Source organism: Pseudodesulfovibrio karagichevae (assembly GCF_041414475.1).
GTDB classification, from domain to species: Bacteria; Desulfobacterota; Desulfovibrionia; order Desulfovibrionales; family Desulfovibrionaceae; genus Pseudodesulfovibrio; species Pseudodesulfovibrio karagichevae.
Map to the genome: position 1 here is coordinate 19,521 of NZ_JBGLYH010000036.1, position 22,604 is coordinate 42,124.

The 22,604-nt window shown below is 67.3% G+C and carries 22 protein-coding genes; 10 read left to right on the forward strand and 12 right to left on the reverse strand.

Going from position 1 to position 22,604, the window contains the following annotated elements:
* The first annotated feature begins 100 nt into the window (after nucleotides 1-100).
* The 3 genes from AB6M95_RS12540 to AB6M95_RS12550 all read left to right on the forward strand — a co-directional run bounded on the left by AB6M95_RS12540 (nucleotide 101) and on the right by AB6M95_RS12550 (nucleotide 3,585).
* A complete protein-coding gene (locus AB6M95_RS12540; protein ID WP_371387098.1) occupies nucleotides 101-2,002 on the forward strand; it encodes a molybdopterin-dependent oxidoreductase in 1,902 nt (633 codons plus the stop codon).
* A 16-nt stretch (nucleotides 2,003-2,018) separates the two neighbouring features.
* Nucleotides 2,019-2,210, forward strand: coding sequence for a hypothetical protein (locus AB6M95_RS12545; protein ID WP_371387099.1), 192 nt, complete (start codon nucleotides 2,019-2,021; stop codon nucleotides 2,208-2,210).
* A gap of 100 nt (nucleotides 2,211-2,310) precedes the next feature.
* Nucleotides 2,311-3,585 carry a transcription antitermination factor NusB gene (locus tag AB6M95_RS12550; RefSeq protein WP_371387100.1) on the forward strand — a complete coding sequence of 425 codons (1,275 nt, stop codon included), beginning with the start codon at nucleotides 2,311-2,313 and terminating at the stop codon, nucleotides 3,583-3,585.
* Nucleotides 3,586-3,644: 59 nt separating this feature from the next.
* On the opposite strand, the gene AB6M95_RS12555 is transcribed toward AB6M95_RS12550, so the two are convergent.
* Nucleotides 3,645-4,226, reverse strand: coding sequence for a phage connector family protein (locus tag AB6M95_RS12555; RefSeq protein ID WP_371387101.1), 582 nt, complete (start codon nucleotides 4,224-4,226; stop codon nucleotides 3,645-3,647).
* Nucleotides 4,227-4,536: 310 nt separating this feature from the next.
* Here AB6M95_RS12555 and AB6M95_RS12560 point away from each other — a divergent pair, with 310 nt between their 5' ends.
* The gene (locus tag AB6M95_RS12560; RefSeq protein ID WP_371387102.1) at nucleotides 4,537-5,790 is read left to right on the forward strand and encodes an HD domain-containing phosphohydrolase; all 1,254 of its coding nucleotides are present in this window, start codon (nucleotides 4,537-4,539) and stop codon (nucleotides 5,788-5,790) included.
* A gap of 9 nt (nucleotides 5,791-5,799) precedes the next feature.
* Here the strand turns inward: AB6M95_RS12560 and AB6M95_RS12565 are convergent, their stop codons facing one another.
* The 5 genes from AB6M95_RS12565 to AB6M95_RS12585 all read right to left on the reverse strand — a co-directional run bounded on the left by AB6M95_RS12565 (nucleotide 5,800) and on the right by AB6M95_RS12585 (nucleotide 11,854).
* Nucleotides 5,800-6,795: an asparaginase gene (locus AB6M95_RS12565; protein ID WP_371387103.1), complete on the reverse strand. Its 996-nt coding sequence runs from the start codon at nucleotides 6,793-6,795 to the stop codon at nucleotides 5,800-5,802.
* Between the two features lie 40 nt (nucleotides 6,796-6,835).
* Nucleotides 6,836-7,441 carry a DsbA family oxidoreductase gene (locus AB6M95_RS12570; protein WP_371387104.1) on the reverse strand — a complete coding sequence of 202 codons (606 nt, stop codon included), beginning with the start codon at nucleotides 7,439-7,441 and terminating at the stop codon, nucleotides 6,836-6,838.
* 63 nt (nucleotides 7,442-7,504) lie between these two features.
* Nucleotides 7,505-10,105 (reverse strand): [protein-PII] uridylyltransferase, encoded by a 2,601-nt coding sequence (glnD, locus tag AB6M95_RS12575; RefSeq protein ID WP_371387105.1) that lies wholly within the window; start codon nucleotides 10,103-10,105, stop codon nucleotides 7,505-7,507.
* A 188-nt stretch (nucleotides 10,106-10,293) separates the two neighbouring features.
* Nucleotides 10,294-10,632 (reverse strand): P-II family nitrogen regulator, encoded by a 339-nt coding sequence (locus AB6M95_RS12580; RefSeq protein ID WP_371387106.1) that lies wholly within the window; start codon nucleotides 10,630-10,632, stop codon nucleotides 10,294-10,296.
* Nucleotides 10,633-10,651: 19 nt separating this feature from the next.
* Entirely contained in the window at nucleotides 10,652-11,854 is a 1,203-nt protein-coding gene (locus AB6M95_RS12585; RefSeq protein WP_371387107.1) for an ammonium transporter, read from the reverse strand.
* Nucleotides 11,855-12,121: 267 nt separating this feature from the next.
* Here AB6M95_RS12585 and AB6M95_RS12590 point away from each other — a divergent pair, with 267 nt between their 5' ends.
* Nucleotides 12,122-12,574, forward strand: a complete 453-nt coding sequence (locus tag AB6M95_RS12590; RefSeq protein WP_371387108.1) for a hypothetical protein — start codon at nucleotides 12,122-12,124, stop codon at nucleotides 12,572-12,574.
* Between the two features lie 3 nt (nucleotides 12,575-12,577).
* Nucleotides 12,578-13,321: an SIR2 family NAD-dependent protein deacylase gene (locus AB6M95_RS12595; RefSeq protein ID WP_371387109.1), complete on the forward strand. Its 744-nt coding sequence runs from the start codon at nucleotides 12,578-12,580 to the stop codon at nucleotides 13,319-13,321.
* Here the strand turns inward: AB6M95_RS12595 and AB6M95_RS12600 are convergent, their stop codons facing one another.
* The 6 genes from AB6M95_RS12600 to AB6M95_RS12625 all read right to left on the reverse strand — a co-directional run bounded on the left by AB6M95_RS12600 (nucleotide 13,322) and on the right by AB6M95_RS12625 (nucleotide 18,651).
* Nucleotides 13,322-13,492 (reverse strand): hypothetical protein, encoded by a 171-nt coding sequence (locus AB6M95_RS12600; protein ID WP_371387110.1) that lies wholly within the window; start codon nucleotides 13,490-13,492, stop codon nucleotides 13,322-13,324.
* Between the two features lie 109 nt (nucleotides 13,493-13,601).
* Nucleotides 13,602-15,236 carry a methyl-accepting chemotaxis protein gene (locus tag AB6M95_RS12605; protein WP_371387111.1) on the reverse strand — a complete coding sequence of 545 codons (1,635 nt, stop codon included), beginning with the start codon at nucleotides 15,234-15,236 and terminating at the stop codon, nucleotides 13,602-13,604.
* Nucleotides 15,237-15,359: 123 nt separating this feature from the next.
* A complete protein-coding gene (gene chrA, locus AB6M95_RS12610) occupies nucleotides 15,360-16,511 on the reverse strand; it encodes a chromate efflux transporter (RefSeq protein ID WP_371387112.1) in 1,152 nt (383 codons plus the stop codon).
* A gap of 8 nt (nucleotides 16,512-16,519) precedes the next feature.
* Nucleotides 16,520-17,749, reverse strand: a complete 1,230-nt coding sequence (gene hemW / locus AB6M95_RS12615) for a radical SAM family heme chaperone HemW (protein ID WP_371387113.1) — start codon at nucleotides 17,747-17,749, stop codon at nucleotides 16,520-16,522.
* A gap of 2 nt (nucleotides 17,750-17,751) precedes the next feature.
* The gene (locus tag AB6M95_RS12620; protein WP_371387114.1) at nucleotides 17,752-18,105 is read right to left on the reverse strand and encodes a hypothetical protein; all 354 of its coding nucleotides are present in this window, start codon (nucleotides 18,103-18,105) and stop codon (nucleotides 17,752-17,754) included.
* A 3-nt stretch (nucleotides 18,106-18,108) separates the two neighbouring features.
* A complete protein-coding gene (locus AB6M95_RS12625) occupies nucleotides 18,109-18,651 on the reverse strand; it encodes an epoxyqueuosine reductase QueH (protein ID WP_371387115.1) in 543 nt (180 codons plus the stop codon).
* 272 nt (nucleotides 18,652-18,923) lie between these two features.
* Between AB6M95_RS12625 and AB6M95_RS12630 the strand changes: the two genes are divergently transcribed.
* The 4 genes from AB6M95_RS12630 (at nucleotide 18,924) to AB6M95_RS12645 (ending at nucleotide 22,226) form a co-directional block, all read left to right on the forward strand.
* Nucleotides 18,924-19,838 (forward strand): choice-of-anchor A family protein, encoded by a 915-nt coding sequence (locus AB6M95_RS12630; RefSeq protein WP_371387116.1) that lies wholly within the window; start codon nucleotides 18,924-18,926, stop codon nucleotides 19,836-19,838.
* Nucleotides 19,839-19,966: 128 nt separating this feature from the next.
* Nucleotides 19,967-20,566 (forward strand): VOC family protein, encoded by a 600-nt coding sequence (locus tag AB6M95_RS12635; protein WP_371387117.1) that lies wholly within the window; start codon nucleotides 19,967-19,969, stop codon nucleotides 20,564-20,566.
* Between the two features lie 92 nt (nucleotides 20,567-20,658).
* On the forward strand, nucleotides 20,659-21,366 hold the full coding sequence (gene sfsA, locus AB6M95_RS12640; RefSeq protein WP_371387120.1) for a DNA/RNA nuclease SfsA: 708 nt from the start codon (nucleotides 20,659-20,661) through the stop codon (nucleotides 21,364-21,366).
* Entirely contained in the window at nucleotides 21,363-22,226 is an 864-nt protein-coding gene (locus AB6M95_RS12645; RefSeq protein WP_371387118.1) for a DMT family transporter, read from the forward strand. Before sfsA ends, AB6M95_RS12645 begins: the two co-directional genes overlap by 4 nt.
* The last annotated feature ends 378 nt before the right edge of the window (nucleotides 22,227-22,604 follow it).

Here is a 22,604-nt window from a genome sequence, read left to right on the forward strand (position 1 = left end):
GACGCGGCGCGGCCGGGGTTCGCGGCGATGCCCCCCCTCGGTTCTTTTGATTTGACCTCGGCCGTCGAATTCTCCACTCTCCGGGCCAGGGGGAATGCATATGAAGACCGTTACGGCCTGTACCATGGACTGCGGCGACGCCTGTTCGCTGCTGGTCGACACCGACAAGAAAACCGTCCGGGGCAACCCGAAGCACCCGTTCACCAAGGGATTCTGCTGCAAGAAGGGCGGCCGCTACTTCGAGCGGCTGGACTCGGACGAGCGCATCACCGAACCGCTCATCCGGCGCGGCGACGGCTTCGCGCCCGCAAGCTGGGACGAGGCGCTCGGCCTGGTCACCGAAAAACTCGACGCGGCCAGGAATGCGCCCGAGTCCATCCTGCACGTCCACGGCCACGGCTACCGGGGCATCCTGGGTGCGGCCAGCACGAACTTCTTCGCGCGGCTGGGCTCGTCCACGACCTACGGCTGCGTGTGCGACGACACCGGCATCGAGGCTTGCCTGCGCGATTTCGGCGTGCTCAACCACAACGACCCCGAGGACATCCTCAACAGCGACCGGGTGGTCAACTGGGGCCGGGACATGACCCGCTGCTCCGTGCACCAGCTGGCCCTGCTGAAGCGGGCGCGCAAGAACGGCACCGAGGTCCTGACCATCTCCCCGGGCGGGGACGGCACGCCCGAGTTCTCGGACGTCAACGTCGTCATCCGTCCCGGCACGGACCGTTTCCTGGCCGCCGCCGTGCTCAAGCTCTTCCTGGAGGCGGGCGACCTCAACCCGTGGGTCTTGACCCGGACCGCCAACTGGCCCGCCCTGCGCGGGCTGGTGGACGGCCTGAAGTTCCGTGAGCTGTGCGCGGCCTGCGAGGTTTCGGCCACGGACGCGGAGATGGTCTACGAGTGGTACGCGGACCGGGGCAACGTGGCCACGGTCATCGGTTGGGGGTTGCAGCGCCACGTCTTCGGCGGCGAGAACGTCCGCTTCATCAACGCCGTGGCCATGATCTCCGGCAACATCGGGGTGCGCGGCGGCGGTTCCTATTTCAACATCTCCTCGGCCCGCAACTTCGGCTCCTGGGCCCATTTGATCGAGGGCGGCGAGGAGCCCGGCGAGCGGCGCAGGCTGCTCCTCCAGGACCTGGGCGCGGAGCTGCGCCGGGCCGACCCGCCGGTGGATTTCGTCTGGATCGACGGCCACAACGTGGTCAACCAGGTGCCGGACAGCCTGGCCGTGGCCGACGCGCTGGCCGCCCCGTTCACGGTCGTGGTGGACGGGTTCATGAACGACACGGCCATGCGGGCCGACGTCATCCTGCCGCCCGCGCTCATGTTCGAGCGGCGCGACGTGCTCGGCTCCTTCGTGCACAACTACGTCAACCTTTGCGCCCCGGCGGTCGCCCCGCGCGGCCTGGCCCGGCCGGACTTCGACATCCTGGCCGACCTGGGCTCGCGGCTGCGCGAGCCCGTCCGCCTGCCGGATGCGGAGGCCTGCCTGCGCGAGGGGCTCAAACGCTCGAACGTGTCCCTGGACGAACTGTTTGAAAACGGGTTCGCCAAGGTCAACCATCCCTACGTGGCCTTCGAGGACCTGGTCTTCGGCCACCTGGACGGCCTGTACCGCTTCCCCGAGGCGCTCCACCCCGAGCCCGAACGGGACCCGGACTACCCCCTGCAGCTGCTGACCCTGGTGCGCGGGGAGTTCCTGCACTCGCAGATTCCCGAGAAAGAGCAGCGCGGCGTGCCCTCGGTCTGGATTTCCAAGGCCAATCCGGCGTACGGTGTCCTGAATCTGTCGGCGGACGTATATCTGGCCACCGACCTCGGGGTCATGCAGGTCCGGGTCCAGACCCTGGACGACCTGCACCCCCGGGCCGTGATCATGCGCCGGGGCGGATGGATGAAATACGGCCACGGGGCCAACGCCATCATCCGGCCCATGAACACGGACATGGCCTTCGGCACGGCCTACTACAGCCAGAAATGCCGCCTCGAAAATCGCTAACTAAAAGGATATCCTCATGAAAACGCTGAAGAAGATATTGACCATCGCCTGCATGCTCGCCGTCCTGGCCGTGGCCTTCGGGTGCAGCGAGGAAGGGCCCATGGAAAAGGCGGGCAAGAAGATGGACAAGGCCGCCCAGGAGGCGGGCCAGCAGATGGACAAGGCCGCCGAGGACGCGGGCAACGCCGCCAAGAAGCTCTTCGAGTAGCGGCTTGGCCGTCCGGGCGGGGGAAGCGTGCGCGGTTTGTCACGCCGATGTCGTTTCGCGCCACTTGCCAACCCTTGACCGGGAGGGTAATTAGGCACGTATGCAAGCACGTTTATCAAAGCCCCTGCCTGCGGCGCGGCGGGTGGCGCTCGAAGCCCTGTTCCGCTGTCTCATGAACCGCCAGGACATCCAGGCCGCCCTGGACTCGGCCCTGTCCTCCGGGGTGGACGACCCGCGCGATCTGGGGTTGGCCACGGAACTCAGCTACGGCTACCTCCGGCTCAAGGGACGCATCGAGTACGTCCTGTCCCGGTTCCTCCAGGACCCGGGCAAGCTCAACCCCAAGATGCGTCTGGCCATGGGCGTGGCCGCCTACGAAATCTTGTTCCTGGACAAGATTCCGGCCTACGCCTCGGTGGACTGGGCCGTGGAGTTCTCCAAGTCCAAGCCGGGCGCGCGCCTGGCCGGGCTGTTCAACGCCGTGCTCCGCCGGGTGTCCGAGCTGGGCGAGGACGCCCACGATCCCGACTTTTTCCGCAAGGACGCCTCCCTGCCCGAATTCCTGTCCCGCTGGTACGCCTGCCCCCAGTGGCTGGTGGACCTGTGGTGGCGCGAGTACGGGGAGAAGACGGCCACCGACTACCTCGAGGCCCAGATCAAGCCCCCGGCGCTCGGCTTCAACCTCTTCGGCCACCCCGAGGCGGACGCGCTCTACACCGAGATCGCGGGCTGGCCCGAGCTCATCGACATCGAGGGCATGAGCTTCGCCCTGCCCGCGGGCACCGCCTTCGAGGGCGAGCCCGACCCGCCCCTGGCCCGCCAGTCCTTTGCCGCGCGCCAGGCCGTGGAGGCCCTGGACCCGGAGATCTGGGACGGCCCGGTCTGGGACGCCTGCGCCGGACGCGGGGGCAAGACCCGCATCCTGCTCGAAAAGGGGCTCGACGTGTTCGCCTCGGACCCGCACCGGGGCCGACTGGCCGCGCTCGAACGCGAGCTGCACGGGGTGGAGGTCTTCGAGGCCAATGCGGCCACGGCCGAGCCGCCGCGCGTACCCGGCACCATCCTCCTGGACATGCCGTGCTCGGGCCTGGGCGTGATCTCGCGCCGCCCGGACACCAAGTGGAAGCGCAGGCCCGCCGACCTGGGCGACCTGACCCTGCTCCAGCGGGAGATCCTGGACAACGCCCTGGCCCAGGTGAAGCCCGGCGGGCGCATCGCGGTCATCACCTGCACCCTCAACCCCGAGGAAAACCAGGGGCTGGTCGCCCGGTTCATCGGGGACAACGACCGGGTGTCCGTGGAGCGCGAGTGGACCACGCCGTCCGACTCGCCGCTGAACGAATTCTTCTACGCCGCCTCCTTGTCCGTGAAATAATCTTTGGAGGCGCGACCCCGGTCTCGCACCGGGGCCGCGCCTCCGTTTACCGTCTTTCGTCAGCCGCCGAGTTTGGCCCCCAGCCACGTGGCCGGGCCCATGGGCTCGGGGACGCCCTCGCGGGCGTCCACGCCGCGCGCCTCGGCCAGTTTGTCCTGGTAGGTCTTCCAGCAGGCCTGGGCCAGGGACGTGGACCCGGACAGGGGATAGGCCAGGGTGGCGGCCAGCCGCGCGGACAGGGTTTCGGACAGCAGGGCGTCGTACTTCTTGGGGTCGGTCTCGCGGCGCACGTAGGCGATGAAGAGGGGGGCCTCCTCGTCGCACAGGATGACCCCGGACTGGATCTCCCAGTCCCCGACCTCTTCGCCGTCCGCGCCGGTGACGGCGATGATTCGCAGGAAGTCCGTGGGCAGCACGTACCGGTAGGCCCACTTCCACAGGGGAGGCACGGCCCCGGCGGCCAGTTCGGCCTGGGCCATGGCGCAGTTCCAGGGGTGGGCGCGCAGGACCGCGTCGCGCACCGCGGGCCAGCGGTGGTTGCACAGCCCGGCGGCCTTGGAGACGTCCCCCAGGGACATGATCGCGTCCTCTCCCAGGTCCAGCAGGGCGTTGTTGCAGATTTCGATCACACTCGTTGCCATATGCGTGTTCCTCGCTTCTCTAGGGTTGCGGGCATCCCGGCGCGCACAGCGTACCACGGGTTTTCGCCGCGCCCTCCGTTCGGGGGCGAATGACAAGGAAAAGCGGCTGATCGGCAGGAAAAATCAACTTGACACGGTTCGGGGAGAGACTGCCGCCCCAACCGTGTCACCGGCTGTTGACAAGCGTCGGCGGGTATGGTTGCCTGCCCCCTTGCGAAATATAATAGGCTGTGGGCTGACAAAAATGGATGATTCTTCGGGCCTCGCGGCAAAATCGCAATGCAGTTCGCATACAATGGTGTGATCCCACATGGAAGACGTTTCCCTCATCGACATCGCCTGCGGCATCTCGACCGCCCTGGACTACATTTCCCCCACGGTGACCGGGCATCACCGGCGGGTGGGGCTGGCTTCCGCCGCCCTGGGCAGCCGCGTGGGCATCAAATCCTCCTCCCTGGTGGACGTGCTCCTGGCCGGGCTGCTGCACGACATCGGGGCATTTTCCATGGATCTGGCCCTGGACGGGCTGAGCTTCGACGCCGACCTGGAGCAGCACGCCGTGGTCGGCTACCGGCTGCTCAAGGACCACCCCTTCCTGGAACGCGCCTCGCGCATGGTCCTGTACCACCACACCTGCTGGAAGGACCTGCGGGTCATCCGCCAGGAGGGCGACCGCGAGACCTTGCTCCTGGCGAACATCGTCAACCTGGCCGACCGGGTGGACATCCTGCGCCGCGTGGGCACCAAGGGAAGGGAGCGCGCGGAGGTCGAGGCGGCCGTGGCCGGTTTCACCTCCGACCTGTACGCCCGGGAGCTGATCGAGGCCTTCCGCGAGCTGACCGAGGGCGGCGTGTTCTGGCCGCTGGTGGAGGACATGGACCGTCCGGTGCGGGAGATGCTCTCCAGGGACCTCCTGGATGTGCGCATCTCTCCGGACCAGCTCATCGACTTTTCGAGCTTCTTCACCCGGATCATCGACTTCCGGAGCCGCCACACGGCCACCCACTCGGCGGGCGTGGCCGAGACCGCGGTCCAGCTGGCCCGGCTGGCGGGCATGGACGAGCGGGAGCAGAAGGCCATGCGGCTGGCCGGCAACCTGCACGACATCGGCAAGCTGGCCGTGCCCACCTCCCTGCTGGACAAGCAGGGCGCCCTGGACGAGGCCGAGTACTCCCGGGTGAAGGACCACGCCACGGTCAGCGCCGAGGTCCTGCGAGCCATTCCGGGCCTGGGCGAGGTGGCCGACTGGGCCGCCCAGCACCATGAGCGCCTGAACGGCAAGGGCTATCCCCTGGGGTTGACGGAAAGGGAGCTCTCGCTCGGCTCCCGGATCATGCAGGTGGCGGACGTGCACACGGCCATCACCGAGGACCGCCCCTACCGCAAGGGCATGACCCGCGAGCGGACCGTGGCCGTGCTCCGCTCCATGGCGGACAACGGCTTCCTGGACGTGGACGTCGTCAATCTGGTCATCGAGAACCACGACCACCTGGACGCGGTCCGGACCATGGTCCAGAGCCGCGCCCTGTCCGAGTTCCGCCGCTTCACCGAGGAAAACGGCTAGCCGTCCGGCCTAGGCCTCTTCGAAAATTTTCCGGATTTCGTCCGGGTCCGAGGTCAGCCCCAGGGCGCACATGAGCCGGATGCGCGCCTTGGGCCCGCCCAGCCTGCCGCACAGGATGACGCCCTTGGCGTGCAGGTCGGCCCCGCCGCCGGGGTAGCCGTACACGGGCCAGACCCCGCCCTCGATGCAGCGGGTGGCCAGGACCACGGGCAAGCCCTTTTCCAGGCACGCCTCGATCCCCTCGACCATGGCCGGGGGCACGTTGCCTGCGCCGAACCCTTCGATGACAACTCCCTTTGCTCCCTCGCTTATTGCATGATCGAGAGGTTTCCGGTCAATTCCCGTATACGCGGTGATGAGCGGCACGTTGGGCTCGATGGCGGCGGGCGCGAACTTGCGCCGGGGGGTGGGGGTGGACCGGGGCCGGGCCAGGAGCACGGACTCTCCGGCCACGTAGCCGACGACCCCGGCCTCGCGGGACTCGAAGGCGTCCACGTTCAGCGAGTTGACCTTGACCGCCTCGCGGGCCGCGAAGATGCGGTCGGTCATCAGGATGCACGCCCCCACGCCGGGAGGCAGGGGGAGCAGGCAGGCGCGCACGGTGTTGGCCAGGTTGCGGATGCCGTCGTAGCCCGCTTCGGAGTAGTAGCGCATGGACCCGGTCAGGATGACCGGCTTGTCCGAGTGGATGACCAGGTCGCACATGTAGGCGGTCTCCACCAGGGTGTCCGTGCCGTGCAGGACCACTGCCCCGAGCACGGACTCCTCCTTGAGCACCGCCTCCACGTCGCGGGCCAGCCGGAACATGTCCTCGGGGGTCATGTGCGGGCTCGGCTTGTCCGACCAGAGCACGGGCCGCAGGGCCACGTCCGCCTCCTGGGGGGAGAGCTGGTTGAGCAGCCCGTCGAAATTGCCGCCCGGGGCCACGCCTTCCTTGCCTTCCACCGGGGACATGCCGATGGTCCCGCCGGTGAAGAAAATCACTATTTCAGCTTGTTGCGTCATATCCTATCGCCTGTTGCCGTTTGTTGTTGTCTGTTGTGGTTCAAGCCGCCTTCAGGGCTTCTTCAAGGGCCCGGCGCAGCACGGACTCGTCCACGGCCCCGGTGATGCGCGGTCGGCCCTCAATGATGAAGGAGGGCAGGGCGGTCACCCCGGCCTCCCTGGCCTTTCGCGACCCGTCCGCCACCCGGGCGGCGAAGCGGTGGTCGGTCAAAGCCTCCTTCAGCCGCTCCGTGTCGAGGTTCGTTTGGGCCGCCACGTCCAGGACCACCCCGATCTCCCCGATGTTCCTTCCGTCGGTGAATCCGGCCCGGAACATGCGCCCGTGGAAGTCGTGGTAGCGCCCCGCGTCGCGCGCGAACTCGGCGGCCTCCAGGGCGAGCCGGGAGTTGAACAGCCGCTCGGCGCGGGCGAAGCGGATGCCGTAGGGCTCGCCCCGCTGGTTGCAGGTCATGATCACGTTGTCCAGGTCGAAGCGGTCCACCAGGTCGTCCAGGGGCCGCCCCTCGGGCGGGGTCTCCGGGTGCAGCTCGTGGGGCACCCAGGTGTCGCGGATGTCGAAGTCCCGCTTGAGCCGGTCGATGATGGCCGAGCCGATGAAGCAGAAGGGGCAGACGAAATCGGAGAAGACGGTCACGTTGATGGGCATGGATGGTCCTTGGGCTCGCGTATGCCCACACTCTAAGGCCCGTCTTCGAAAAGTAAAGCGGTTTTACCGGGCCGTGGACGCGGCCAGCAGGTCCCGCCGCAGGGCGTCCTGGCGCGCCTCGTCCAGGAGCCGCCGCCCGTCCTGGGTGCGCACGTGGAAGACGTCGGCGGCCCGGCCCTTGATGGTCGTGATCATGGCCACGTGGATGGACAGCCCGTGGGCCGCCAGGGTGCGGGCCATGTCGAACAGGAAGCCGGTGCGGTCCGTGGCCGCCACCTCGACCACGGTGTAGAAGTCGCTGGCCTGGTTGTCGATGGTCACCAGCGGCCCCAGCCGGGGGCGGCCGCGACCTCGGGTCAGGGGCGATTTGCCGCGCTCCTCCAGGCGGGCGGCCAGGTCCAGCTTGCCGACCATGGCGTAGCTCACGGACCGGCCGACCCGGGCCCAGACCTCTTCGGGATAGAGGTTCTCGGGCGGCTCGCCCACGGTGAACACGTCCACGGCCGTGCCGTCCTTCCAACTGAAGATGTCGGCGGCCAGGATGTTCAGTCCGTGCAGGGACAGGGCCCCGGCGATGGTCGCGAACAGGCGGGGCTGGTCCACGGCGGCGATGGTCAGCTTGTAGGTGTTCTCGGCCCGGCCCGGCGCGGCCTCGATCAGGTTGACCCCCTTGCCGCCGATGGAGGACGGCTTGCGCATGCGGTCTTCGGCCACGGCGGCCCACAGCTTCCTGACCAGCCGCACGTGCCCGGCGATGGCCTCGGGCGTCAGGGCCAGGAAGGCGCGCGGGGGCATGGCCCGCATGGCCGCGTCCACGAACTCCGGGTCCAGGTCCGGGAGGGCGGCGAGCACGGCCAGCTTGGAATCGGCCAGCCTGCGGGCGGCGTCCGGTTCGGCCAGAGGACCGTGGCGCAGCAGGTTGCGGACCTTGAAGTACAGTTCGCCCAGCAGGGAGCGGGTCCAGGAATTCCAGGCGCGCGGGCCTGTGGCCATGGAGTCGGCCGTGGACAGCAGGTGGAGCATGTCCAGGCGGGCTGTGTCCCCGACCACGGCGGCCACGTCCGAGACCGCGCGCTCGTCCGACAGGTCGCGCCGGGTGGCGGTCTTGGGCAGGAGCAGGTGGTGCTCCACCAGGAAGGCCACGTCCTCGATCGCCTCGGGCACCCGTCCGTAGCGCGCCAGGACCTCGCGGGCCATGGCCGCCCCGGCCCCGGAGTGGTCGGGCGCGCCCTTGCCCAGGTCGTGGAAGAATCCGGCCAGGACCAGCCGGGCCGGATCGGCCACCTTGGCGGCCAGCTCGCCGGTCCACTGGCCGTCGCCGCGCACGAAGTCCGAGAGCAGGGCCACGGTGGCCAGGGTGTGCCGCCCGACCGGGTGCACGTGGTAGTCGTTGAACTGGATGAGGTGCTCCACCTCGGCGAACTCCGGGAACAGGGAGGGCAGCAGTCGGGTCTCGAGCAGCCCGTCCAGGGCGGTCCGGCAGTGCGGGGCCAGGAAGATCTCCACCAGGATGGACAGGGTCTCGCGGCGCCCGGCCAGCCCGGCCGCGAACCGGGCCGGGTCGCGCCGGATCATGCGCCGCGCGCCCCAAGTCAGGGGCAGGCCGGTGCGCGCGGACTCCAGGAACGCGCCGAGCACGTTGTCCGGGGTGGCCGCTGCCTGGCGCTCGAAGCGGATGCCCTCGGGCCCGGCGGCCAGATTGCGGATGGACAGCTCGGGCAGGGGAGCGGCGGGCGCCGGGAAGGCCTCCTGGAACAGGGCCTCGCGCATGGCCTTGATCCGGGTCATGGCCTGGTGCAGCCGGGACAGGAAAAACTCCACGGCCAGGCCGGTGTCCTCGGGCGAAGCGGTCCGGGAGGCGAAGCCCATGAGCCGTGCCGTGGGCGGCTGGAGGTCGAAGAAGAGCCGGTCGGTCTTGCGCCCGGCGGCTAGGTGCAGGGCCGTGCGCACGCGGTTGAGGAAGGCCTGGTCCTCGCGCAGCCGCGCGAGCTCCTCGGGCAGGAAGATGGGGTCGCGCTGCAGGACCTGGAGCATCCGGGTCAGCCAGGCCACCTGCTGGCCGTCGCGCAGGCCGCCCAGGCCGTTTTTGAGCTCGGGTTCGAGCAGGGCCGAGGCGTCGCCGTACTGGGCCGCGCGGGCCTCGTTGTGCTCGCGCAGGGAGGCGGCGAAGGTCTCGCCCGATTTCCTGAGGACCCTGGCGGCGAAGGTTGTCTTGAAGGTATCGAAGACCTCGGCGTCGCCCGCCAGGGGGCGGGCGTCCATGAGCGAGGCCAGGACCTGGAAGTCCTTCCTGGCCAGGGTCACGCAGTCGGCCACGGTGCGCACGCCGTGGCCCAGGTCCAGGCCGAGGTCCCACAGGGGGAAGAGCAGGGTCTTGATGAACTGTTCGGCCCCGGACGGGATGCGGTGCTTGAAGAGCAGGAGCACGTCGACGTCCGAGCCGGGGCACAGGCGTCCGCGCCCGTATCCGCCCACGGCGACGAGGGTGAAGGCGAAACGCTGGGGCCCGGCCTCCCGGATGCGACTCTCGAAATAGCGGTCCACCAGATGGGTGTATTCCCAGGCGAAGCCGCCCACGGCCCCGGCCCCGGCCCGCGCCCACAGGTCCGCCCTGGCCTGTTTCAGCCTGCGGGCGGATTCGGGGAGATGGCAGTCCGGCTGCATGGGCGCGCTCCTGGGTGTTGTCGGGCCTGGCGGAAAAAGGACGGCCGGGAGCCTCTCCTCTCCCGGCCGCCGCCAGCCCTGCGGGCTGGGATATGCCCGGGCGGTGGCTGGGACTCTCCTCCCCACGCTGGCCCGGATGGCTCCGGCCCGGGCGGGCCCGGACCGGAGGTGTTCTCGTCTTGTTGAGGCTAGATGGCCTCTTCGCCGGTCTCGCCGGTGCGGATGCGCACGACCTCGTCCACGGTCAGGACGAAGATCTTGCCGTCGCCCACCTCGCCGGTGCGCGCGGCCGCGCGGGCCGCCTCGACCACCTCGGGGGCGAAGTCGTCCTCGACCACGGCCTCGATCTTGATCTTGGGCACGAAGTCCACCTGGTACTCGGCGCCGCGATACACTTCCTTGTGGCCGCCCTGGCGGCCGAACCCCTTGACTTCGCTGACGGTCATGCCCTTCACGCCGATGCCGGAAAGGGCGGTCTTGACCTCGTCGAGCTTGAACGTCCGGGTGATGATCTCGATTTTCTTCATGTCGCTGTCTCCTTGGCTGCTACCACTGATACCCGGTCTCGGAATGCTCGGCAATGTCCATGCCCTTGTCCTGCTCCTCGTCGCCGGCCCGCAGGCCGATGGTGGCGTCGACCACCTTGAAGATGATGAAGGTCATGGCGAAGCAGAAGCCCCAGGTTGCCACCACGGAGACGAACTGGACCCACAGCTGGTGGGCGTTGCCCGCGATGAGCCCGTCCGCGCCCACCGTGGCCAGCAGGCCGGTGGCCAGGGCCCCGTAGGTGCCGCCCAGGCCGTGGATGCCGACCACGTCCAGGGCGTCGTCGTAGCCGAACCTGTTCTTGAGCATGATCCCGCCGTAGCAGAGCACGCCCGCGCCCAGGCCGAGGACGATGGCCCACATGGGGGTGACGAACCCGGCGGCCGGGGTGATGGCGACCAGTCCGGCCACCGCGCCCGAGGCCGCGCCCAGGGTGGTGGCCTTGCCGCCGTGCATCCACTCGGCGATGATCCAGGACAGGGCCGCGGCGGCCGTGGCCATGTGCGTGGTCACGAAGGCGTTGGCGGCCACGCCGTTGGCGGCCAGGGCGGATCCGGCGTTGAAACCGAACCAGCCGAACCAGAGGATGCTCGCGCCCAGGATGGTCATGGGCAGGTTGTGCGGGATGAACGCGGTTGTGCCGTGGCCCTTGCGCTTGCCGATGAGGAGGGCGCAGCACAGGGCGGCCGCGCCCGAGCTCATGTGGACCACCGCGCCGCCCGCGAAGTCCAGCGCGCCCATCTGGCCCATCCAGCCGCCGCCCCAGACCCAGTGGCACATGGGGGCGTAGACCAGGATCAGCCACAGGGCGGAAAAGACCATGAACCCGCCGAACTTCATACGCTCGGCGAACGCGCCGGTGATCAGCGCCGGGGTGATGACCGCGAACATGCACTGGAAGATCATGAAGGTCAGGTGGGGCAGGTTGTCCGCCGGGGACCCCGCATTGGTCATGCCCACGCCCTTGAGGAAGACGAAGTCGAGCCCGCCGATGAGCCCGCCGATGTCCGAGCCGAACGACAGGGTGTATCCGATGACGGCCCAGAGCACGGACATGAGCCCGAGCATGATGAAGGACTGCATGATGGTTGCGAGAACGTTTTTCGAGCGGACCAGCCCGCCGTAAAACAGCGCCAGCCCGGGGGTCATGAACATGACCAGGGCAGCGCAGACCAGGATAAAAGCGTTGTCGGTGTAATTCATTGTTCAAACCTCCAGCGGCCCGATATGCAAGACTGGGGCCAAGGAAAAACCACGGTATTCGGGACACATCTACACAAAAGTATTTTTTTGAGTTTACAAAAGTGGTAATTTCGTCAAAATATTATCAATATTGTTAAACTACATACCGGAATTTGTCGATTCCTGAGGACGTCGGCCGGGCCGGGTCCGGGTTTGACCGTGGCGGGGCAAACCAGTAGGGTTTATTGAAGGAATTGTTACGGGCACGTTACCTGGGGGGTGTGACGCATGACCATGAGGACCAAAAGCGCGCTGGTCGTGACCATCGGCCTGCTCCTGCTCTTTGCGGTGCTGTTCTCCTTCGACTACACGGGACGGTACGTCAGCGACCGCTTCTTCAAGGCCTTGAAGGATGCCCCGGCCGGGACCGACCGGGCGTATTCCCTGGACGCCTTCATGGAGTACTACGACTGGGATTCGGTCTGCGTGGTCCTGCCGGGCGCCGACCACGACTTCTCCACCCTGTTCGGCCGCGACTACAAGCTCGCCCCCCGGAAGGAGGGCGGCTGGAGCCTGGTCTTTCTCAAGGAGGGGACGGTCAACGCGGAGATCACCGTGGACCCGGCCGTGCTCGAACCGTCCGCCGGGCAGACGGACAGCTGCATCGACCGCTGGGCCGCCATCTTCACCCTGCGCCTTGATAAGCAGGGCAAACTCCACATGGCCTTCGCCGGGCATTAGATCATGTCGAATCACGCCCTGCACAATGCGGCCGAGGCCCTGAAAAAGGCGCGCTGCGCCATGGCCTTCACCGGCGCGGGCATTTCCGTGGAATCGGGCATCCCGCCGTTTCGGGGGCCGGGCGGCGTGTGGGCCAGGTACGACCCGGACAAGTTCGAGAAGGGGTATTTCAAGCGCCATCCCGAAGAGGTCTGGCCCCTGCTCAAGGAAATCTTCTATGACATGTACGGCCGGGCCAAGCCCAACCCTGCCCACCTTGCCCTGGCCGAACTGGAGGGTGCCGGGAAGCTCGTCGGCATCGTCACCCAGAACATAGACTCCCTGCACCAGGACGCGGGCAGCCAAGTGGTCCACGAGTACCACGGCTCGACCCGGCGCATGCAGTGCCTGTCCTGCCGGGCATTCTTCGCCACCGAGGCCGTCTCGCTGGACATCCTGCCCCCGCCCTGTCCGGCCTGCGGCGGGTTGCTCAAGCCGGACTTCGTCTTCTTCGGCGAGGGCATCCCGAGCGACGTGCACGCTGCGGCCACGGACCTGGCCAAACAAGCGGACGTCTGCCTGGTCATCGGCACGGGCGGCGAGGTCGTCCCGGCCGGGCGCATCCCCCACGTGGTCAAGAACCACGGCGGCACGGTCATTGAGATCAACCTGCGGGACACTTCGTACACCTACAACACCACCGACTACTTTCTGGAAGGCAAGGCCGGGACGCGCACCCCGGAACTGGTCCGGGCCGTGCTGGGCTGATCAGCCGCCGAATTTGGCCCCGCCCCTGTCCCCGCCGTCCGCTGCTCCGGGCCGGGGCCGGAAGAAGGCGTCGTGCACGGGGCGGACGGCGAAGGCGGCGAAGAGCATCGCGTTTGCCAGGAATATGCCGCCGTAGAACAGATGGGTCGCCCTGTCCCAGTGATGGAGCACGGTTTCCCCCAGGGGGATGCGGCAAGAAGGACGTTGACGGCTGCCGCAAACGAAAAGCCCCCGCCGGTTCCGGCAGGGGCTTCCTCTTTTGCGTTGAAAAACCTCCCGGTCAGGACTGCATGCGGCCGATGAGCTCCTTGAGGGAGCCCGCCAGGGTGGCCAGGCGGTCGAGGTCGGTGCGGGCCTCGGCCATGGCCTGGGCGGTCTCGCTGGAGATGGCGGTGATCTCCTCGGTGGCCCGGGTGACCTGCTCGCTGGTGGCCGACTGCTCCTCGGCGGCCGTGGCGATGGAGCGCACCTGGTCGGCGGTCTGGATCACGGACTGCTGGATATTCTCGATGGACTGCCCGGCCCGGGCCGCCAGCTCCGTGGATTCCTGGATCGCGGCCACGGCCTGTTCCGTGGCGGCCACGTTCTCGCGGGTGCCGGTGCGGATGGACTGGATGGCCGCGTCCACCTCCTTGGTGGCGGTCATGGTCTTCTCGGCCAGCTTGCGGACCTCGTCCGCGACCACGGCGAAGCCGCGTCCCGCCTCGCCCGCGCGGGCCGCCTCGATGGCCGCGTTCAGCGCCAGCAGGTTGGTCTGGTCCGCGATGTCGTCGATGACCTGCATGATCGCCCCGATGTCCTCGGTCTGCCTGTCCAGTTGGGACATGGACTCCTTGAGGGCCTCGGACTGCGTGCCCACGCCCTGGATGGCCTCGACCACCTGGTGGACCAGCCCGGCCCCTTCCTCGGCCAGGTCGCGCATGTCGTCCGCGTTGTTGGAGGCGTTCCCGGCGTTCTGGGCCACTTCGAGCACGGTGGCGTTCATCTGCTCCATGGCCGTGGCCGTCTCGGTGGCCCGGTCGCGCTGGATGTCCGAGCCGTGGCTGGCCTCATCCACCTTGTGGGACAGGGTGGCGGACGCCTCGTCCAGCTCCAGGGCGATGGCCTCGGCCTCGCGGGCGGTCTCGGCGATGAGCTCGTGCTGGTGCAGGGCCTCGGCCTCGCTCTTCTTGATCTCCGTGGTCTCGGTCAGAATGGTGAACGCGCCCACGATGTTCCCGTCCAGGTCCCTGATGGGCGAGGTGTCGACCAGCAGGTGGTAGGGGCGGCCCTTGCGGCCCTTGCCCTTGGTGGTCTGGCCCACGATGACCTTGCCCTTGCGCATGCACTGGCCGAGCAGGGTCGGCCGCGAGCGGTCGCCGTAGACGAATTCGGACATGTGCATGCCGATGAAATCGGACGGGGAGCCGTCGATCTGGAGCAGGTCCAGTTCGGGCTGGTTCAGAAAGGTGATGATCTCGTCGGTGTCCGTCACCACGCACGGCTGGGTCAGGCTGGTCAGCAGCCCCTGGGACATGCCGAGCTTGGCCTTGAGTTCCGCGGTCATGTCCTTGACCGCGTCGATGGCCTCGCTGATGGCGTCGTGGGCCTGGTAGTCGATGGTCGCGGCGAAATTGCCTTTGGCCACTTCATGGGTGTAGACCGAGAGTTGGTGCAACGGCTTGATCAGAATGCGCACCAGGAGGAAGCCGCCCAGCAGGGAGCCGACCACGCCCGCGGCCACGATGCACCCGGCCACCAGGATAATTTCGCGTTTGGCCGCACCCAGCGCCTCGGGGTTCACGTTCAGCCCGGACAGGGCCCCGTCCATCATGTAGACGATGCCTCCGGCCAGGACCACGGAGGTCAGGACCACCATGGTCACCACGCCGAAGATGAGCTTGAAACGGAACGGAACCCTCTTGGAATCGAACATACCACCTCCCTCCGTGGGTGTCCGGCGACACCCGCCGAGCCCGCCGAGTCGGGCCAATTCTCTAGATATTCTTTAGATTCTCTACGGCGGCCACCGGATTCTGTCAACACAACCGGTTCCGGATCAGAAGGTCAGCGCCCCGATGCCGGCCCCGGCCAGGACCACCCAGAGGATATCCACGTTCCTGCGCAGGGCGATGAACGCGGCCAGGGCGAAGACCCCCTGGGCCACGGTCCAGTGCACGGACAGGCCGAAGCGCACGGCCACGGCGGCCATCAGCCCCACCAGGGAAATGAGGCTGCCCCTGAGCACCCGCCGGGCGATGGGCGCGGCCACCAGACGGTCGGCGAAGGGAGTGGCTGCGCACAGGACGATGAGCGAGGGCGAGAACACGGTCACCGCCGCGATCAGCGCCCCGGCCAGCCCGGCCACGGCATAGCCCACGAACGCCCCGGTCATGACGATGGGGCCGGGCGTGACCTGGCCGAGCGCGATGCCGTCCATGAACATGGGTTCGGTCAGCCAGCCGCGCACCTCCACCACCTCGTGGAGCATGAGCGGCACGGACACGTAGCCGCCGCCGAAGGCGAAGCAGTCGATCTTGACCATGAGCAGGCCGAGCCGGAACAGCTCGGGGGCCACGGCGTACAATACGGCCAGGAAAAGGACGAGCCCGCCCAGGAGCAGCCCGGCGAAACGCAGCGGGGCGAGGCCGGTCGGGGCGCGGTGCGCGGGCGCGCCGCCCCGCTCGTCGCGGAGCAGGACCACGGCCAGGGCGCAGACCACGGCCATGGCCAGGATCGGGTTGCCCTTGAGCCCGAGCCAGACGCCCGCCAGGCAGGCCAGGAGCCGGGAGGCCATGTTGTCCAGGTAGCGTCGGGCGAAGTTCACCGCCGCATGGAGGATCAGGGCCACGATGACCAGTTGCAGGCCGGTGAAGGCCGCGGTCACGGCGGCCACGTTCCGGGCCGAGAAATAGACTACGGTCAGGCCGAGCATGAGCAGGAAGGCGGGCAGGGAAAACCCGATGTAGGCGGCCACGGCTCCGGCCCCGCCCCGGGCCCGCAGCCCCACGTAGGCGGCCATCTGCATGGCCGTGGCCCCGGGTAGCAGTTGGGTCAGGGACATGCCCAGGGAAAACGAGGATTCATCGAGCCAACCCTTGCGTTCCACAGCCATGGCCCGGATGTACGGGACCATGGCCGGGCCCCCGAAGGCGGTCAGCCCCAGCCGGAGAAAGGCGAGAAAGATGCGCGTCAGGGAGGGGGTTTCCATGGGGCCGCCTAGTCGCCGAAGGCCAGCCGTTCGATGATCACGTTGGACACGAGCATGCCGTTCTTGGTCAGCCGGAGCCTGCCGCCCGAGATGCGCACCAGGTTCTCGCGGTGCAGGGCGCTGATGAGCTGCTCCTTCCTCTTGACCAGGTCGAAGCCGGTGCGCCTGCGGTATTCCTTCAGGTCCAGCCCCTTGCTCGTGCGCAGGGAGAGCATGACCATCTCCTCGATCAGGACCTCGTCGGTCAGCTCCTCGTAGTCGCTGCCGACCAGCTCACCGCGCACGTAGGCGTCGTATTCGTCCATGTAGCGCGGCACCGTGAATCGCCTGCGCCCCAGGGTGGACACGGCCGACGGCCCGAGCCCGAGGTAGTCGGACCCGTCCCAGTACCCGGAGTTGTGCACGGACATGAACCCCATGCGCGCGAAGTTGGAGACCTCGTAGTGCAGGTAGCCCACGGATTCCAGGTACTCGGCCCCGTAGACGAACATGCGCCCCTGTTCCTGATCCAGCGGCAGGGTCAGATCTCCGCCCTCCGCGCAGCGCCGGGCCATGACCGTACCCTCTTCCAGGGTCAGGTTGTAGGCCGAAACGTGCTCGGGCCGCATCTCGGAGACGATGCGCAACTGGTCGAGCCAGACCTTGAGCTTCTGGTCGGGCAGCCCCCAGATGAGATCCAGGCCGATGTTGCCGAACCCGGCCCGGCGCGCCTGGTCGAAGGCCTGGTAGGCCATGGCCACCGAGTGCGGGCGGCCCAAGGTCTGGAGGTCCGCGTCCTTGAGGCTCTGCATGCCCAGCGACAGCCGATTGAAGCCCATGGACAGCAGGCCCCGGAAATAGCTCACGTCCTGGGCCGAGTCCGGGTTGGCCTCGATGGTCGTCTCGATGCCCGGATTGAGGACGAACGCCTTGTTCAGCGCCTTCATGATCCGGTCGAGCTGGGCCAGGGGGATCAGCGACGGGGTGCCGCCGCCGAAATAGACCGTGCGCAGCCTGGGGCGCTGCAGCCGCCGCCCCCATAGCTCGATCTCCTTGAGCAGCAGGGAGATATACCAGGCGAAGGTGGCCTGGTCGAAGGACTGGGAGTGGAAGGAGCAGTAGTGGCAGCGGGAGCGGCAGAACGGCACGTGGATGTAGAGCAGCAGCCCCTTGCCGTGGTCCGCCTTCTTCACCGGCTTGGCCCCGGCCTCGGGAAAGGCGGGCCGCACCGGGACGTTCTCGCCGTAGATCCTGCCCACGCTCAGCCCTCCCGGCGGCTGGCGAAGACCACCAGCGCCCCGACGACGAGATACGCGGCCACCACAAGGCCGATCAGGGCCATGCCGGGCGCATCCCTCAGACCGGACCAGGCCAGGAGCAGAGCCCCGGCCGCCTCGTAGAGCATCAGCAGGGTGACGGCCCAGATGGAGAGGACCCGTCCGGCCTGGGCGAAGCGGGCGATGACCGCGTAGACCGCCAGAGCCAGGATGCCGATGCCCCAGACCTCGGCCGTGCCCCGGACCAGCCCGTTGACCAGCACGGCCACGGCCTTGAGGAGCAGAAAGCCGACGAGCGCGCGCTTGCGCGTGAACAGGAATGCGAGCAGCGCGCGCATGACCTAGCCCAAAAGCTCCCGCTTGTACCGCTCGTTCTCGCTGTATAGGCAGCCGCAATACTGCTGGCGGTAGATTTCCCACTCTTTCGAGGTCTCGATGCCCTCGTTCCAGCCCTCCCGGAAATCGTGGTACAGGAATTTCGTTTTGGCCGACTCCAGGTCCCGGCCGAGCGCCGCGATCTCGTCGTGCTTCTGGTATTTGGAATAGAGCAGGGTGGTGGTGAAGAAATCGAAGTTGCCGCGCCTGGCGATCTGCGCGGTGCGCTCCAGGCGCATGGCGTAGCAGTGGAAGCAGCGGTTGTTCTCGCGGTGGGCTACGGCCCGGAACCACTCCTGGGGGCGGTACTCGTCGTCTTTGACGATGACCTTCACGCCCAGCCTCTCGGCCACGGCCAGACAGCCGTCCCGCCGCTTCACGTATTCCATGAGCGGGTGGATGTTCGGATTGTGGAACAGCCCCGTGACCTCGTGCCCCTCGGCCAGCAGGGTCTTGAGCGTGGTGATGGAGCACGGTCCACAACAGATGTGCAGCAGTACGTTCGGCATTTGGCCGCAGTTTGAGCCCATTTCACGCGGTTTGTAAAGGGAGCGGCGCCGGGCCGCGTCGTTCGCATCCCTCCGGCAACGCACCGGTTTACCGCCGTGGCGTTGTAAAGCGGTTCGACAGAAAGTGCGTTGTCCTTTACATATCCAGTATAGTACGTTTGCGGAAAATATTGTATTTCAGCTGGATATACAATCGGACCGGTTTTTGCTAAAGTATAAAGCCCCGCAAGGAAATCCATGCGGGGCCGACGCACAGACACCGGAGCATTCACATGAAGTACTCATATATTCTTTTCACCCTGTTGGCACTGATCCTCGCGGCCTCGCCCGCCCGGGCGGCGTACATCGACCTCGGCCTGGCCGGGGAATACAACGCGTTCGTCCTGGGCGACTACACCAGCAACAGCAGCGACACCCAGGGCAATCTGGCCGTGGGCGGCAACGCGGTGATGTCCAGCTACAACATCGGCGGTTCCGTGGTGGTGGGCAACAATCTCTCCATGACCGACGGCAGCATCGGCGGCAGCGTGGTGGTGGGCGGCACGGCCAGCCTGACCAGGGTTGGCATTGGACGCCGTTCCGCCACCGGTCATGCAACGCTGCCGTTTGATTTCGATGCCCAGGCGGCCTACCTCAAGAACCTTTCACTCACTCTGAGCGGGACCGGCGCGAACGGCACGGTGGACAGCAAGCCCTGGGGCGTCATCAACCTGAGCGGAGACAACAGCTCCGAGTTCCAGGTATTCAACCTTAACGGCAGCGACCTCCTGAACGCCAACACGTTGACCATCGATCAGATCGCCGACGGCGCGACCATACTGATCAACGTCTCCGGCGCGCTCTCGGGGCTGACCAACATGGGGCTGCTGTATCCCGCCGAGTACAGCGACAACATCCTGTTCAATTTCTACGAGGCCGACCAGTTGTTCCTGGACGGCGTCGGCGTCCAGGGCTCCATCCTGGCCCCGAACGCCCGGGTGACCGGCGCGTATGGCCCATACAGCGGATGGGGGCACATCGACGGAACCCTCGTGGCCGGGTCTTACGACTCCCACATCGAGCAGCACGACGTGCCCTTTGACGGCGGCACGCCGGTCCCCGAGCCCGGCACCCTCCTGATCACGGGACTGGGGCTTATCGGCATGGCCGGTTTCCTCCGGCGGCGTGGGCGCAGGACCAACGCGTAACCGAAAGCCCCGGACCTCGGTCCGGGGCTTTTTTTGCGTCCGCGCACCGGGAGCCTGTCCGGTTCCCCTTTTCTCCTTTCCGTCCCCATGGTAGCCTGCCCGGAAACCAGACAAGGAAAGGATTTCGCATGGTACAATACACCGGCATCAATCACCTGGCCATGGTCACCGGCGACATGGACGGGACCATACGCTTCTGGCGCGACCTGCTCGGCATGCGCTTGGTGGTCGGCCTGGGCCGACCCGGTTACCGCCACTATTTTTTCGAGATCGCGGAAAACGACATGATCGCCTTCTTCGAGTGGGACGGCGTGGAGCCGCTGGACGAGCGGGACCACGGTTTTCCGGTCAAGGGCAAGGTGGCCTTTGACCACATCTCCTTCGGCGTGGCCTCCGAAGACGACCTGTGGGAGCTCAAGGACAAGCTCGAGGCCGCCGACGTGTGGTGCTCCGAGGTGGTGGACCACGGGTTCATCCACTCCATCTACGCCTTTGACCCGAACAACATCCCCATCGAGTTCAGCGCCGTCGTGCCCGGCGTGGACATCCGCAAGACCCCGGTCATGACCGACTCGAAGCCCAGCCTTGAGGCCCGCAAGGGGCCCGACCCGCAGCCCGGCGTCTGGCCCGAGGTGACCGCGCCCACGCCCGACGAGGACAAGGCCGTGTACGAGGGCGAGGGGCACAAGATCGTCGAGGCCCTGGAAAAGCTCGAGCGCAGCGAGTAGCCCGGGAACTCCGGGTTTTCCGCTGGCAAAAGCGGGGGAAATCGCCTAGTGCTTTTGCCCGAGGAGAGACCGTGCACAGACCCGCCGCCCACATGCCCTTCCATGCCCCGTGCCGCCGCGCCGCCTTTGTCCGCAGGATAAAGCGGTTCACCGTGGAGGCCGTGGCCCTGGACGGCCCGGACAAGGGCGCGCTCCTCAAGGCCCACACCAACAACACCGGCTCCATGCTCGGCCTGCTCCGGCCGGGCTCTTCGGCCCTGCTCTCGCCCGCGGCCAACCCGGACCGCAAGCTCAAGTACACCCTGGAGGGGCTGGAGCTCGCCGGGGCCATGGTCGGGGTGAACACGCTCACGCCCAACCGCATGCTGTATGCGGCTTGGCGGGCGGGCGCCCTGCCCGAGATGGACGGCTACGATCATTTCCAGAAGGAGGCCAAGGTGGGGGAGAGCCGCCTGGACGCGCACCTGACCGGCGAGCCCGGCGACCTGTGGGTGGAATGCAAGAACGTCACCCTGGTGGAGGACGACGTGGCCCGCTTCCCGGACGCCGTCACCGAGCGCGGGCAGAAGCACCTGCGCGAGCTCATGGCCCTGGCCGAAACCGGGGCGCGCGTGGCCCTGTTCTTCCTGATCCAGCGGCCCGACGGCCGCTGCTTCGGCCCGGCGGACTTCATCGACCCGGCCTATGCCGAGCTCTTCTATCAGGCGCTGGACGCCGGGGTGGAGGCGTGGCCGTACGTGGCCGACGTGGACGAGACGGGCATCACGCTGGGCCGCAGGCTGGCGGTGGTGGCCCCGTGAGCGCGCTGCTGATCGGAGCGGTGCTCATCAGTTTTTCCTCGGTCATGGTGGTCCTGGCCGGGCTGCCCCCGGAGGTGGCCGGGTTCTACCGGCTGACCGTTGGCGGGCTGGCCATGCTCATCGTGCTGGCCCGGGCGGGCAAGCTCAGGCTGTTCACGCCCAACGTCATCAAGTGGGGCTGCGTGGCCGCCGTGTTTTTTGCGGGCGACTTCGTCTTCTGGCACCGCTCCATCGCCCATGTCGGGCCTGGGCTGTCCACCATGCTCGGCAATTTCCAGGTCATCCCCCTGGCCATCGTCTCGGCCCTGTTCTTCAAGGAGGGGCTGCCCGCGCGCATGTACGTGGCCATTCCCCTGGCCCTGGTCGGGCTCTATCTCATGGTCGGCGTGGAGTGGGCGCATTTCTCCGCCGACTACAAGCTGGGCGTGGTCTTCGGCCTGCTCACGGCCTTCTTCTACGCCCTGTACATGCTCTCCCTCAAATACGCCCTGTCCAAGGACAGGGCGGACTCCCTGGTCCTGGCCTCGGCCGCGGCCCTGGCCACCGGCCTGATCCTCGGCACGTTCGCCGTGGCCGAGGGCGAGTCCTTCGTCATCCCCACCCTCAAGTCCCTGGCTGCCATCGCCACCCTGGCCCTGGTTTGCCACGCCGTGGGCTGGTTCCTGATCACGCGCGGCATCCAGACCGTGCGCGGCGCCCTGGTCGGCCTGCTCCTGCTGCTCCAGCCCACCCTGTCCTTTGTCTGGGACATCCTCTTCTTCGGCAAGCCGGTCGATCCCATCGAACTGTCCGGCGTGGCCGTGGCCCTGGTCGGCATCTACATCGGCTCCCAGGGCGGGAAGAAGAAATCTCGCGCATAGACGGCTTTCGATAGCGGGCCATCTGCACATTTTCCGAGGGTCCGCCTGATCCTCACGTACTGGGGTACGCTGCGGTCAGGCGGACCCTCGGAAAATGCACAGCTGACCCACTCTCGAAAGCCTATTCATAGCGCGGGGGACTGAGCCGCTGTCGGGTGCTGCGCACCCGATTCGCTCCAAAAGAATGAAGAATTGAAGGCCGTATGGTTTGTTGAATCAACGGTCATTTCTTTGCGTCCCCACCCCGCGAAGCGGCGATAAGAAGTTTAGGAAGGGAGAGGGGATGGGGGTCCGGGGGAAGGGGAGAGGGGGGTACAGCCCGGGTACATAGGTAACACATTAGCCCGGGAACATGGGTAACACTTTGGGCATGAGAGC

Bases quoted from the DNA above. Each gene is read 5' to 3' on its own strand.
- AB6M95_RS12630 (WP_371387116.1), top strand. From the start codon at position 18,924: ATGAAGTACTCATATATTCTTTTCACCCTGTTGGCACTGATCCTCGCG.
- glnD (WP_371387105.1), bottom strand. From the start codon at position 10,105: ATGCAGCCGGACTGCCATCTCCCCGAATCCGCCCGCAGGCTGAAACAG.
- AB6M95_RS12635 (WP_371387117.1), top strand. From the start codon at position 19,967: ATGGTACAATACACCGGCATCAATCACCTGGCCATGGTCACCGGCGAC.
- AB6M95_RS12595 (WP_371387109.1), top strand. From the start codon at position 12,578: ATGTCGAATCACGCCCTGCACAATGCGGCCGAGGCCCTGAAAAAGGCG.
- AB6M95_RS12590 (WP_371387108.1), top strand. From the start codon at position 12,122: ATGACCATGAGGACCAAAAGCGCGCTGGTCGTGACCATCGGCCTGCTC.
- AB6M95_RS12540 (WP_371387098.1), top strand. From the start codon at position 101: ATGAAGACCGTTACGGCCTGTACCATGGACTGCGGCGACGCCTGTTCG.
- AB6M95_RS12605 (WP_371387111.1), bottom strand. From the start codon at position 15,236: ATGTTCGATTCCAAGAGGGTTCCGTTCCGTTTCAAGCTCATCTTCGGC.
- chrA (WP_371387112.1), bottom strand. From the start codon at position 16,511: ATGGAAACCCCCTCCCTGACGCGCATCTTTCTCGCCTTTCTCCGGCTG.
- AB6M95_RS12560 (WP_371387102.1), top strand. From the start codon at position 4,537: ATGGAAGACGTTTCCCTCATCGACATCGCCTGCGGCATCTCGACCGCC.
- AB6M95_RS12545 (WP_371387099.1), top strand. From the start codon at position 2,019: ATGAAAACGCTGAAGAAGATATTGACCATCGCCTGCATGCTCGCCGTC.
- AB6M95_RS12565 (WP_371387103.1), bottom strand. From the start codon at position 6,795: ATGACGCAACAAGCTGAAATAGTGATTTTCTTCACCGGCGGGACCATC.
- AB6M95_RS12585 (WP_371387107.1), bottom strand. From the start codon at position 11,854: ATGAATTACACCGACAACGCTTTTATCCTGGTCTGCGCTGCCCTGGTC.
- sfsA (WP_371387120.1), top strand. From the start codon at position 20,659: ATGCCCTTCCATGCCCCGTGCCGCCGCGCCGCCTTTGTCCGCAGGATA.
- AB6M95_RS12625 (WP_371387115.1), bottom strand. From the start codon at position 18,651: ATGCCGAACGTACTGCTGCACATCTGTTGTGGACCGTGCTCCATCACC.
- AB6M95_RS12550 (WP_371387100.1), top strand. From the start codon at position 2,311: ATGCAAGCACGTTTATCAAAGCCCCTGCCTGCGGCGCGGCGGGTGGCG.
- AB6M95_RS12570 (WP_371387104.1), bottom strand. From the start codon at position 7,441: ATGCCCATCAACGTGACCGTCTTCTCCGATTTCGTCTGCCCCTTCTGC.
- AB6M95_RS12555 (WP_371387101.1), bottom strand. From the start codon at position 4,226: ATGGCAACGAGTGTGATCGAAATCTGCAACAACGCCCTGCTGGACCTG.
- AB6M95_RS12620 (WP_371387114.1), bottom strand. From the start codon at position 18,105: ATGCGCGCGCTGCTCGCATTCCTGTTCACGCGCAAGCGCGCGCTCGTC.
- AB6M95_RS12580 (WP_371387106.1), bottom strand. From the start codon at position 10,632: ATGAAGAAAATCGAGATCATCACCCGGACGTTCAAGCTCGACGAGGTC.